The sequence below is a fragment of the Martinezella sp. CNPSo 3795 genome (assembly GCF_057784475.1).
The window spans coordinates 869441-881539 of record NZ_JBXSOQ010000002.1; the positions used below are offsets into that span (position 1 = coordinate 869441).

The 12099-nt window shown below is 56.9% G+C and carries 15 protein-coding genes; 5 read left to right on the forward strand and 10 right to left on the reverse strand.

Annotated elements, in window-relative coordinates; translation table 11 throughout:
* Nucleotides 1-191: 191 nt before the first annotated feature.
* Genes AC13QY_RS08945 through AC13QY_RS08960 form a run of 4 tightly spaced genes read left to right on the forward strand, consistent with a single transcriptional unit; the run spans nt 192 to nt 2467 of the window.
* Complete coding sequence (locus AC13QY_RS08945) at nt 192-575, forward strand: hypothetical protein (protein WP_488493302.1); 384 nt, start codon at nt 192-194, stop codon at nt 573-575.
* On the forward strand, nt 572-1789 hold the full coding sequence (locus tag AC13QY_RS08950; RefSeq protein ID WP_113388593.1) for an Nramp family divalent metal transporter: 1218 nt from the start codon (nt 572-574) through the stop codon (nt 1787-1789). Before AC13QY_RS08945 ends, AC13QY_RS08950 begins: the two co-directional genes overlap by 4 nt.
* Nucleotide 1790: 1 nt before the next feature.
* Complete coding sequence (locus AC13QY_RS08955) at nt 1791-2156, forward strand: hypothetical protein (protein ID WP_488493303.1); 366 nt, start codon at nt 1791-1793, stop codon at nt 2154-2156.
* The gene (locus AC13QY_RS08960; protein WP_488493304.1) at nt 2153-2467 is read left to right on the forward strand and encodes a PRC-barrel domain containing protein; all 315 of its coding nucleotides are present in this window, start codon (nt 2153-2155) and stop codon (nt 2465-2467) included. The genes AC13QY_RS08955 and AC13QY_RS08960 overlap by 4 nt, the downstream gene beginning before the upstream one ends.
* 308 nt (nt 2468-2775) lie before the next feature.
* Here the strand turns inward: AC13QY_RS08960 and AC13QY_RS08965 are convergent, their stop codons facing one another.
* The 9 genes from AC13QY_RS08965 to groES all read right to left on the reverse strand — a co-directional run bounded on the left by AC13QY_RS08965 (nt 2776) and on the right by groES (nt 10543).
* A complete protein-coding gene (locus tag AC13QY_RS08965) occupies nt 2776-3285 on the reverse strand; it encodes an Hsp20/alpha crystallin family protein (RefSeq protein WP_488493305.1) in 510 nt (169 codons plus the stop codon).
* 95 nt (nt 3286-3380) lie between these two features.
* A complete protein-coding gene (locus tag AC13QY_RS08970; RefSeq protein WP_113353018.1) occupies nt 3381-3857 on the reverse strand; it encodes an Hsp20 family protein in 477 nt (158 codons plus the stop codon).
* A gap of 284 nt (nt 3858-4141) precedes the next feature.
* A complete protein-coding gene (locus AC13QY_RS08975) occupies nt 4142-6352 on the reverse strand; it encodes an amylo-alpha-1,6-glucosidase (protein WP_488493306.1) in 2211 nt (736 codons plus the stop codon).
* 13 nt (nt 6353-6365) lie between these two features.
* Nucleotides 6366-7460 carry a glycosyltransferase family 4 protein gene (locus AC13QY_RS08980; protein WP_488493307.1) on the reverse strand — a complete coding sequence of 365 codons (1095 nt, stop codon included), beginning with the start codon at nt 7458-7460 and terminating at the stop codon, nt 6366-6368.
* Nucleotides 7461-7545: 85 nt separating this feature from the next.
* A complete protein-coding gene (locus AC13QY_RS08985; protein WP_488493308.1) occupies nt 7546-7959 on the reverse strand; it encodes a hypothetical protein in 414 nt (137 codons plus the stop codon).
* A 71-nt stretch (nt 7960-8030) separates the two neighbouring features.
* Nucleotides 8031-8255, reverse strand: coding sequence for a hypothetical protein (locus AC13QY_RS08990; RefSeq protein WP_488493309.1), 225 nt, complete (start codon nt 8253-8255; stop codon nt 8031-8033).
* Nucleotides 8252-8491, reverse strand: a complete 240-nt coding sequence (locus AC13QY_RS08995) for a hypothetical protein (protein ID WP_488493310.1) — start codon at nt 8489-8491, stop codon at nt 8252-8254. The genes AC13QY_RS08990 and AC13QY_RS08995 overlap by 4 nt, the downstream gene beginning before the upstream one ends.
* A 54-nt stretch (nt 8492-8545) precedes the next feature.
* On the reverse strand, nt 8546-10174 hold the full coding sequence (gene groL / locus AC13QY_RS09000; RefSeq protein ID WP_488493311.1) for a chaperonin GroEL: 1629 nt from the start codon (nt 10172-10174) through the stop codon (nt 8546-8548).
* A gap of 54 nt (nt 10175-10228) precedes the next feature.
* The gene (gene groES / locus AC13QY_RS09005; protein WP_113353012.1) at nt 10229-10543 is read right to left on the reverse strand and encodes a co-chaperone GroES; all 315 of its coding nucleotides are present in this window, start codon (nt 10541-10543) and stop codon (nt 10229-10231) included.
* Between the two features lie 278 nt (nt 10544-10821).
* Here groES and AC13QY_RS09010 point away from each other — a divergent pair, with 278 nt between their 5' ends.
* Nucleotides 10822-11094, forward strand: coding sequence for an usg protein (locus AC13QY_RS09010; RefSeq protein WP_069614226.1), 273 nt, complete (start codon nt 10822-10824; stop codon nt 11092-11094).
* 413 nt (nt 11095-11507) lie between these two features.
* Here AC13QY_RS09010 and AC13QY_RS09015 read toward each other — a convergent pair whose 3' ends face one another.
* Complete coding sequence (locus AC13QY_RS09015; RefSeq protein WP_488493398.1) at nt 11508-11882, reverse strand: GFA family protein; 375 nt, start codon at nt 11880-11882, stop codon at nt 11508-11510.
* Nucleotides 11883-12099 lie beyond the last annotated feature (217 nt).

Below are 12099 nucleotides of genomic sequence, written 5' to 3' on the forward strand. Positions count from 1 at the left end.
ACGGATCATCAGTAAGGGGTATTCGCGAACTGCTTGTCCTTGCAAACGCATCGCGGTGGTCGAGGTGCTAAGCCGTCCGCCCCGATTAAGGCTTCCATGACGGTACCAACCGTCACTGCGTTGGAACTCGCCCGGCTCTATTCGATTATATGAGGAAAAGGAGCTGCGCGGGACGCCACGAGGACTCGGTCGTGAAACTGCTTATTGTCGCCCTTTTCCTAGTCTGCTTATCGTCCTGCTCGGATGAACAGCAACAGCGCGACCGAAAAATTCGTGATGTGCTCTCATGGAGCGCGACGGCGGAGATGGTCTTGGACGCGCGAACGGAAATGCGCGTATCGAATAGTTTTGCCATCCTAACGATAGAGCGGTGCGCAAAGGAAATCGGCTCCCTATCGAAGGAGCTTCCGACATTCCCGGAGAATTTGGCTGCCCTCGCCGGCCGGTTGAATATGGTCACCGATTCAGCGCATCGCGAGCTCATCAATGGCCGGACGGATGGGCTTTCCCAATATGTTCGCGATTTGCGAAGCCTCGAAAGCGACTTGAGAGCTAAATCAGGAGCAGCAGATTGAAGAAATTGCTGCAGGTATCGCTTGGCGTCATCACCAGCATCGGCGGTTTTCTTGAAACGGGAAATATCGCGACCTCCGCCCAAGCAGGAGCAGCCTATGGTTATACTCCCCTTTGGGCTATTGTTCTCGGCACGATCTGTGTGATTTTCCTCGTTGAAATGTCGGGGCGCTTCGCAATCGCGAGCCATTATACGATCGTCGACGGAATTCGGGATCGCTTCGGCTCCAATATTTTTCTTCTCACTGCATCCGTGGTCTTTATCGTCAATCTTCTCGTTCTTGCCGCCGAAATCGGCGGCATCTCGCTTGCGCTGCAATTCCTGACTGGCGTGAAATTTCCGTGGTGGTCATTGCCGGTGACATTTACCGCTTGGCTGCTGCTCTGGCGGGGCACATTCGGCCTTATCGAGAATGGCATATCGTCTTTGGGGCTTCTGGCGCTCGCTTTCGTCGTCGCCGTGTTTGTCATGGATCCGCACTGGGGCGAAATCGCGAAAGGACTTGTGCCGACGCTGCCGAGTAAAGATCCGCTACATTATAGCTTCATCGTCGTCGGAATATTGGGCGCTGTCATTTCGCCCTATCTCTTTTACTTCTATTCCTCGGGTGCCATCGAAGACGAATGGGACAAGACCTACTTTGGCGCCAATCGCGCGATCGCGATCCTTGGCATGAGTTTCGGCGCGATCATTACCGCCGCAGTCATGGTTCTGGCTGCAATGATTTATCCCTCAAACGGGATTGAGGATATTGAAGGATATGAGCAGATTGCCATGATCCTCACGCCCGCCTTTGGAAAATGGGGACTTTGCCTCTTTGCGATCTCGCTCGGGATTACATGTTTGGGCGCGACCCTCGAGGTGAGCCTGGCACAGGCCTATCTAATTGCACAAGGCTTCGGATGGAATTGGTCGGAAAACATGAAGCCGAAAGAAAATCCCGCCTTCTGCCTTGTCTACACAGCCTGCCTTATGATTGCCATGATCCCAATCGTCATCGGCTTGGATCCGCTTCGGATCACCATCTTTTCGATGGCCCTCTCAGCTCTCAGCCTGCCGTTCGGCGTGGTTCCCTTCCTTATCCTGATGAACGATCCGACCTATGTAGGGAAGCACAGAAACGGGTGGATCGGCAATGCCGCGGTCATCTTTATCGTCGCGATGGCTTTCGTGCTTTCGATTGTAACTACACCTCTGGAGATCCTGGGAGGCTGACATGTATCTTGTGCGCGACGTTCTGGATAAGCAGGTGGTCGATCGCAGACAGGCTCGTATCGGAAAGGTCGACGGTATCGTGCTTACGACCGAAAACGACGACCGGCTCAAGATCAGCTTTGTCGAAATGGGCCATTTGACATTGCTGCGAAGGCTGAGCCAGCGCCTATATCGCTGGCTGCTTGCCTTTTCCCAACGGGCGCGGGCAGAGCGCGATCAATGCCCCTATCGGATTCCTTGGTCGAAGGTCACTGATGTGGGCATCGACATTGAAGTTGATATCGACAACAGCGAAACACCACTAGAACAGACGCAGGAATGGTTGAGGCAACATATTCTCAGGCGCATTCCGGGAGGGTTGTCATGACGGAGATACATCTGGAGCTCCTGCTTGGAATGAAGGTTCACGACTTAAATGGTCAGCCGATCGCACGCTTGGAAGAGATCAAAGCGGAAGCTGCGGACGAAGATTTCTTCGTTGTCGAATATCACCTCGGAGCTCTTGGCTTGCTGGAAAGACTATCGGCAACGACGATCGGCAACGTCATGCTACGGCTCTTCGGATTCGAACAGCGGCCGACTGGCTATATCGTTCCATGGGATAAGCTCGATGTAGGGAATTCTGGTCAACTTAAACTCCGATGTACCGTCGACGAACTCAGGACGAGCGCACCGTAACGCATTTCGGCTAAAGCGTGGTGCATTGGGAATCCTCCTTACTTGACCTCGCTTTCGAGCCGGTCGGTCACCTGTTTGATTTCCTTCTACGGACGGATCACTCACACTTCTTATGATTGTCGGCGGTTTGTCATATGACGGTGCGACGAGATTTTCCGGGTGCGAGATCGGAAGATCAAAAGCCACGTCTCACGAGCACGCGCGACATCGGTTAAAATGCTCGGCGAGAATTCGGTAGGTGGTGGTGCTTCGATCCATTAGGACCTGATTGGCGGCCGCCGGGGCAGCCGCCGGCTGGATTGAATCGATCAGCTCTTGATGGCGATGCGTTTGACTTGCGACTGCGCCTTCTCACTCTTCGGCAAGGTTACGGTCAGCACGCCATTCTTGAAGCGGGCATCGACCTGCTCTTCGTTGACCTCGACGCCAAGCGGGATGCGGCGCTCGAAGCGGCCGTAATAGCGCTCGGAGAACTGGCGATCCTTGTCCTCGTTCTCGGAACGCTTTTCGCCCTTCAGCGTCAGCACACCATCGTTGAGCAGGACCTCGATGTCGTTCTCCTCAAGCCCGGGCACTTCGGCGGTCACCTTGATCTCCTTGGCAGTGTCGGAGATCTCGACGTTCGGCCAGCCGGCACTGAAGACGGAGCCTTTTCCGAAGGATGACAGGCCGGTGCCGAAGCCGCGGAAGACATTATCAAATAGACGGTTTACCTCGCGATGAAGCGACAGGAAGGGATCACGGTCGTCGTCGCGCAGGACAGTCGGAATCTGATTGCCATTGTTGCGATTCCAGGGAATCAAATCGCGAACACTCATGTTTTTCTCCTTTCCGTTTGCTCACTTGGCAAAGTTCGCCTGGAGGCGCCGAGCCATGCTCGGCGCCTTTGTGCGAATTGCGCTTGTGTGGAAGCTTAAGCCGCCTGCTTTTCGGCCTCTATTTGCTTCGTCTCAGGCTTTGATAGAGCCATATCGGTCGTAATGGCGATCTGGCGCGGCTTCATTTCTTCGGGGATTTCGCGCTTTAGATCGATCGTCAGCAGACCATTGACGAGACCGGCACCTACCACCTTGACGTGATCGGCAAGCTCGAACCGGCGCTGGAACGAGCGGCCGGCGATGCCGCGATGCAGATACTGCACATCTTCAGCATTTGCCTTCTGGCCCGAGACGACGAGCATGTTCTGCTCCTGGGTGATCGTCAATTCGTCCTGCGAGAAGCCCGCCACTGCCATGGCGATGCGATAGCTATCCTCGCCGGACTTGACGATGTCGTACGGGGGCCAGTTGTCGATCGTGTCGACGCGACTTGCCGCTTCGAGCGCATTCAACATTCGATCGAAACCGATGCTCGACCGGAACAGGGGTGAGAAATCGAGGTTTGTCCTCATAGCCATATCCTCCTTATAAGCAACATGGATACAAGGAGACGCCAAGAGCATGACGTCTCCTGGACTTCGTTCGATTCCCATTGGGCAATCGAACAATATTAATATAATTCCGTGGCTTACAGTTTCAAGAGTAGCGCAACTCCCCGACAAAAAAATTGATTTTCGCGTGACCAGATTCGGGTAATACGGCAGATGCCGAGCGGCAGAGTTACCGCCATGGTTGACGTACTGGCTCCGATAGAGAGAATAGGCAAGGCGACGACACTGCCTTCTTCGCCGCCGGCCTATGCCGTTGTCAGCACCCTGATATCGCCTCGACGATCAATGACGTCGACCACGACCTGGCGACCGGATCGGCGGATGGTGACGTCGGCCGACCCATTGCCGATCTGCAGGCGTCGCAGCGACACCTCATCAAGGAAAGGAGGCAGCTGCGGCTCGTTGAAGCTGACGTGCTGCGCGTTCGGATCAAAATCAAGGCCTAGGCACGATTGCAGCAGGAAGAGCGGCGCGGCAGCCGCCCATGCCTGCGGAGAACAGGCGACTGGATAGAAGGTCGGTCCCTGCGCCTGCTGGCGCGGCAGCCCGCAGAAGAGTTCAGGAAGCCGGCGCAGGTCGATATAGGTCGAGGCCGTAAACAGGCCTTCGAAAATGCGCGCTGCTTCAGCGCGATAGCCGTAGCGGGCAAGGCCGGCGGCAATCAGGGCATTGTCATGCGGCCAGATCGAGCCGTTATGATAGCTCATGGGATTGTAACGCGCCTCGGTCGAGGCGATGGTGCGGATACCCCAGCCGCAGAAGGACGAAGCACCCATCAGCGTTCGGGCAACGACGCGTGCCCTTTCGGGATAGGCTATGCCGGTGAAGAGGGCATATCCGGCATTGGACGATCGAACCCTGCAAGGGCGCTTATTTCCGTCCAAAGCAAGTACATAAGTGCCGAGTTCCTCGTCGAAAAAGCTCGTGTCGAAAGCCCGGCGCAAGGCCTCCGCCCTCGCCAGGAATTTCGCGGCTCGTTCCGCCTTGCCGAGCCTGCGAAAGATCTCGGCGGCCCCCTGCCAGGCGCCGTAGAGATAGGCCTGCACCTCGGCAATCGCGATCGGTCCCTTCGCAAGCGTGCCGTCGATGTGAAAGATGGAATCGTGGCTGTCTTTCCAAGCCTGATTGATTAGGCCCTCTTCCGTCCGTCGTCCATATTCGACGAAACCGTCGCCGTCTCGATCGCCATGTTCGTCGATCCAGGCAAGAGCCGCCTCGATGGCAGGGAGCAGCGACTGGATCGTGGCAAAATCTGCCGTACGTTTGAGGTATTCGCCAGCCAGCAGCACGAAGAGGAGCGTGGAGTCGATACTGCCATAATAGCGGCGGAAAGGCACTTCACCGAGTTCGGCCATCTCTCCATAGCGGACCTCGTGCAAAATCTTGCCTGGTTCCGCGTCCGCGATAGGGTCGATCTCCGCCGCCTGGTTGGCCGCCAGGTGGCCGAGCACCCCGCGGGCGATCTGCGGATCGAGCCAGAGCGTTTCCAGCGCGGTGATCAGGGCGTCGCGGCCGAAGACGGTGCTGAACCAGGGAATGCCGGCATAGGGATAAGGTCCTTCCGGCTTGTCGGTCATCAGCAAGTAGAGGTCGGAGACGCTGCGGCGAACCACCTCGTTGAAGATCTCGTTGGACGTAACGATCGATGCCGCGCGTGAGGAAGACGAACGCAAGGCTCGGCGCGCATCCCTTAGAGCAAGGAAAAAGGAACGGTGGCTCGGTCGCCGGCCAGCGACCCGATCGCAACCTATCTCGATGAAAAACGATCGCGCCTCATGCGGCTCAAGATGGAGATCATAAATAACCTGATCGCTGCAAATTTGATCCGGCCTTGGATCAAAGCAAATGCGGGTCGACCGCTTTCGCTCATCAAGCCCGATATAGGAGAGCAAGATCGAATCCTGCTCCACCACGGGGGTAAGATGGCGGCCTTTGCGTACTCTCACAGTGCCGCGAACCTCGAACAGGTCGGCGAAATCGGCCGCAAATACGATTTCGAGACGAACATGCTGCCGCCGATCGTCATAATTCCGGATGGCCAGCCGCTCGTGGCAACCGCCATTCCACAAGAAGCGGGATCTGCGAAGATGAATGAGATCATGGCCGAGCGTGAGCTTACCTTTTTCGTCGAAAAGATCGGGGTTGGTGAGATCGCAGGTGAGCGTCGCGTTATCCTCACGCAGCGTCGACGACAACAGCATTGGCCGCTTGCCGTTGAACGTCAGATAGAAATGCGAAAGATAACGCGTATCACGATGGAAAAGGCCCTCCGGGCTACCAGGCCCGGAAAGCGCATCGCCATTGTGGTCGAAGACGGCGAAGGTATCGCCGTGCTTCAAGGTGCGCGGTCGCCGCTCCTGCAGGGATGCGGTTGCCGGGATGAAGAATTGCGCCACCGGGGCGGCCGGCTCTGCCGACGCGACGGATGGCTTGCTGTCCACAGAAGCGGTCGACATGCTGCCATGTCTCCTACGCCACGACCTGGAGATCCAGATCCTGGCCATTGGCTCGGCGCAGTGACGCCGCCTTCGTGCGAACGCCGGGCAGGTTACGATAGATAGCGAGATAGTCTCGCGCCATCCGTTCCGCGCTGAAACGCCGTTCGAAAGTCGCTCGTACCTTGTGGCGATCCATGCGCAGCGCCCATTCGACATTCTCGGCCGCCTCCGTAACACTATCGACGACGATGCCTGAAACACCGTTATCAATCACTTCCGGAACCGAACCGCATCCGAACGCGACTACCGGGGTGCCGCATGCCATTGCCTCGATCATCACCAGCCCGAACGGTTCGGGCCAGTCGATCGGGAAAAGCAACGCGCCGGCATTACCAAGGAAATCGGCCTTCTGGTGCTCGTTGATTTCGCCGATGAACTCGACGTTCGGATGGCTCTTGACCATCGGCGCGATCACCGTGTCCCAATAGGCCTTGTCCGTATTGTCGATCTTGGCGGCGATCTTCAGCGGCATACCAACCTTGGTTGCGATGCGGATCGCGCGATCCGGACGTTTCTCGGGGGAGATTCGTCCCAGGAAGGCAAGATAGTTGCCTTTGGGCTTTGCCGTGAAGGAAAGAAGATTGGTCGGAAGACCGTGATACACAGTTCCGGACCAGTTGACCGGTGGCATCGGGCGACGCTGATCATTGGAGATCGATACAAGCGGGATATCAGGAAAAGCCTTGTAGAAAGGCTTGAGATCCGGCAGGTCGAGACGTCCATGTAGCGTCGTGACTGTACGATCCGCAAAATCCCGGATCAGCGGGAAATGCAGGAGATCAATATGGAAATGTAGGACATCGAATTCATGCGCCCGCCGGCGGATCTCCTCCAGCAGGACGACTTGATGCGGAAGGTGGTCCTTGACGGCCGAATTGAGCCTGAGCGCGACGTCCGAGCACGCCACCAAGGTTGCATCGGTAACGGAGTCACCGCTAGCAAACAGCGTGACGTCGTGACCCTGAGCGACAAGTTCTTCGGTAAGATAGGAAACGATGCGCTCGGTTCCCCCATAGAGCTTCGGTGGAACGCTTTCGGCAAGCGGCGCAATCTGGGCGATCTTCATCGGCAAAACCTCCTCATAAGAGCAAAGAATGGACGGCAAAAATCGGGGTAGCGTCCTAAAAAGGCACGCGTTTACAAGGCGACGTCTAGGCTTCTGATATCTGGCGGCGGCGACCTCCCTTTCTAAGGCTGCTAGAAACAAAACGGCCGGTGAAACGGCGCAGCCGCAATCTCTGACGACGAAGTTTATCGGCCTCCGCAGGCTGCAACGAGATCATGTCTTGGCCGTTATCCAAGGACTTTAAAGCGGCGATGATGTCATCATAGGAGACGACATGGTCCGCGCCTGGAAAGCGCCGAAAGCCGGGCATCGATTCGATTGCAAATATATCCGAGGCCCAGGACGCAAGAATGGCGCGCTTGTGATCCTTGGCGATATGCTCTGCCGACAGAACATCGCGCGGATGGGCAAAATGTCGGCCAGGATACAACAAATGCGCCGAGGTGACCGCAGCGGTGGATGGGTCGCTTATTGTGATATTGTCGGTTTCCTTTCTCATATCTGGCTCCATCGATGTCTGATCGCTGAGTTCTGGCCACGTTAAGAAGCTTCAGCTTGGTCGGTTACCCTTCATGGCGCCCCTTCAGCAAATGAATTGCCTTCGAGCTCGGAGAGTGCCGCCGCACGCAAGGCTGACGGTTCGTGCAGGGCTCTGCTATAATATCTTGCGACCGTCGCCATGATCTGCGCAACGGCAGTAGGATCACGTGAGAGCCCTTTACCACGCGCTATCGATTTGACGACGTCCATGCAGATCCGCAGATCTTCCCGCGAAAGAGAAAGATGGCTGTTCATCCTTCTGCCACCTCCGGGAAGGTGCCGCGTGCACCCTGCACCAGTATTTTCAGCTGCTGCGGATTCCTTACTCCCTGGCGGTATAGTTCTATTACTATAGCAGCGATCCGCTCGCCCTCTTCCGATTTGCGCGGAATATTCGCCGCTGTCCGGATCTCATCAAAAACGCGCTGGCAAAGGTCCAGGTCGCGCGAATCGAGCGGCGCATCTGATCTCTTGATGATCGTCTGAACCATTCGTGATCTCCATTGCGGAGCCCGCTCCACTAAAGGGTGGAGCGGGCTTGCCCGTTAGAAGTCCATTCCTGTTCCAGCGGGCAATGCGGGAGGTGCCTCCTTCTTCGGCTTTTCGGCAATCATGGCTTCCGTCGTCACCAGCAAGCCCGCGACCGAAGCTGCATCCTGAAGTGCAGTGCGCACGACCTTGGCCGGATCGATGACGCCTTGAGCATAGAGATCGCCATATTCATTCGTCTGGGCATTCCAGCCATAGGAGAAGTCGGTCTTCTCGCGCAGCTTGCCGACGATGATCGAACCTTCCGCGCCGGCATTCTCTGCTATTTGGCGAACCGGAGCCTCGATTGCCCGGCGAACAATATCGACGCCGACGCGCTGGTCGTCGTTTTCCGTCTTGAGACTGTCAAGCGCCTTGACGGCTCTCAGCAGAGCAACGCCGCCGCCCGGCAGGATGCCTTCCTCGACCGCGGCTCGGGTCGCATGCAGCGCATCATCGACACGGTCCTTCTTTTCTTTCACTTCGACTTCCGTCGAGCCGCCAACGCGGATAACGGCAACGCCGCCAGCGAGCTTGGCAAGGCGTTCCTGCAGCTTTTCGCGGTCGTAGTCGGAGGTGGTTTCTTCGATCTGGGCCTTGATCTGGGCAACGCGGCCTTCGATGTCCGATTTCGAGCCGACGCCATCGATAATGGTCGTATTCTCCTTCTCGATCGCCACCTTCTTCGCCCGGCCGAGCATGTCGAGGGTGACGTTCTCGAGCTTGATGCCGAGATCTTCGGAGATGACAGTGCCGCCCGTCAGGATGGCGATGTCTTCCAGCATGGCCTTGCGGCGATCGCCGAAGCCCGGAGCCTTGACGGCAGCGATCTTCAGGCCACCGCGCAGCTTGTTGACGACGAGGGTCGCAAGAGCTTCGCCTTCGACGTCTTCAGCGATGATGAGGAGCGGCTTGCCGGTCTGAACGACGGCTTCCAGGATTGGAAGTAGCGACTGCAGGTTCGAAAGTTTCTTTTCGTGGATGAGGATATAGGGATCCTCGAACTCCACCCGCATCTTGTCGGCATTGGTGACGAAATACGGGCTGAGATAGCCGCGGTCGAACTGCATGCCTTCGACGACTTCGAGTTCGGTCTCGGCGGTCTTGGCTTCTTCAACCGTGATGACGCCTTCGTTGCCGACCTTCTGCATGGCTTCGGCAAGATAACGGCCGATCTCGGCATCGCCGTTAGCCGAAATGGTGCCGACCTGGGCGATCTCGGCATTATTCGAGATCTTGCGGGCGTTGGTCTTCAGTTCCGCCACGACAGCGTCGACGCCGAGGTCTATGCCGCGCTTCAGATCCATCGGGTTCATGCCGGACGCGACCGCCTTGGCGCCTTCCTTGACAATCGCTTGAGCGAGAACCGTCGCTGTCGTGGTGCCATCGCCGGCAAGATCGTTGGTCTTGGAGGCGACTTCGCGCAGCATCTGGGCGCCCATGTTCTCGAACTTGTCCTCCAGTTCGATTTCCTTGGCGACGGTAACACCGTCCTTGGTGATGCGCGGAGCGCCGAAGGACTTGTCGATGACGACATTGCGCCCCTTCGGGCCGAGCGTGACCTTCACGGCATTGGCGAGCACATCGACCCCTCGCAGCATGCGTTCACGGGCATCGGTGTGAAACTTGACTTCTTTCGCAGCCATTTCTTTAACTCCTCAATAGGCAGCTATCAGACTGATGGTTCGTGGCGTGGAGGCTCAGGCAGCCTGTTTCCGCTCGGCCTGGGCTTCAATAATGCCCATGACATCGCTTTCCTTCATGATGAGCAGGTCTTCGCCGTTGATCTTGATCTCAGTGCCGGACCATTTTCCGAACAAGATGCGATCACCAGCCTTGACGTCGAGGGCCTGAATCTGGCCTGCGTCGTTGCGCGCGCCCGGCCCGACGGCGATAACCTCGCCTTCCTGCGGCTTTTCCTTGGCGGTGTCGGGAATGATGATGCCGCCCTTGGTCTTTTCCTCGGAATCGACGCGGCGGACAAGAATGCGATCATGAAGCGGTCGGAACGACATGTTTTCCTCCGTTGAGCAAAAAAGATGACGTTGATCCCCTCACCGGACCGGATGACCAGTCCGGGCGGGTGCAAAACCTCGTTCGAGCCTTTTGCGCGAAATGATCTGGTTTTGGGATTTTTCGATTTCAAGAGGGATGGACAAAAAAATTAGCACTCACCTCAGGCGGCTGCTAACATGCTGGAATGGAACAAGAAAATAGCACTCTGCGTTGAAAACCCATTGATGGCCGCAAAAATTTGCGCCACCATCCGACTGTCACGAAACGGAGATGAAGCATGCGATTTTCGTCGGAACTGGAAGGTCAACTAAACGGCTATGGGCTGACCACCGCGCATATCCTCTATCACATTCCCGATTTCGAATCCGTCCTGCAGACCTACGTCTGGCAGGATTACGACCTGGCGCCCGATTTTCCCGAAATGCATAGGTTCCTCGATTTCTGGCAAACCAATCTCGACGGGCCGCTGCATTCCGTCCGCTACAGCCATCGGCGCCTGATCGGTCCAAACGAATGGCGTCGCGTCGAAGGCGAGTTCAAGCTCCATTAAGACCCGAACCGAAACTTTCCTTCCCCAGTCTTCGATAATCAAGGCTTGATGAGCTCGGTCGTTCTCCCTTGCCAACCCTCGACAGGCCGGGGAGGCTCAGGCTCAGCTCCTGCCGGGCGGAGAAGATTATCGGCTGGAAGGATTTGAATCCTTGCTGGCCTTGTAGGTTCATCAGGAACGGGGCGCGTCATCCTCGTAACGCCCTATCGTGATTATTTATTGCATGCGAAGAATGTCAGCATCGACGGGCCGATATCTCCATCAGTCCTGCTCACGGCTTTCACCAATAACTTTGTCGATCAGACCTTAATTGCGTGGGAAGGCCGAGTAAGCGGAGAAGCATTCCAGTCACGCGTGCCATTTGGTCCGCTTTTCCTGTTTTTGACGGCGGCTAGCCCGCCATCATGCGCGCCTCATCGTCTATCCTCCTCGTACTGCTCCGCGCCTTCGATCGATAAAAGCCAGGGTTCCCGCCGTTTGGTCCAAACCTCATAGGTGGGCCTGAGATGCGTGGGTGCCGCGCTCAGGACCCCAAGCTTGATCTCGACCTCGTTATCGCCAACGGCAAACACGCGCGAACCGCAACGCGGGCAAAACTCGCGTCCAGCGAACTCGCTCGTCGCGCCTTCATAGTGAAATTCACTTGCGGGCCATAGGCCGAAATAAGTGAAGGCGGATCCGCTTTCCTGCCGGCAATCCGTGCAATGACAAATGCCGATACGTAGCGGTTTTCCGCGCACCGTTAGACGCACTTGCCCGCAACGGCATGATCCGGTTAATTCCTTCACGGGATTGTCCTCGTCATCGCTTACATTCGTGATTGGGCCTTCCCCGCGGCTGACCTGTTCGGTCCGCCAGCGTCCATCGGACAGCTGGTAGCTGATTTCGGTATCTTCGCCGCCCTGCTGTTGGCGGGCCGCCGCAGATTTGGCGGCGGCAAGCGCACTCCCGTGATCGGGAAACGTCTCCGACCAAACATCACCGACGCGATAGGCAAAACCCTCG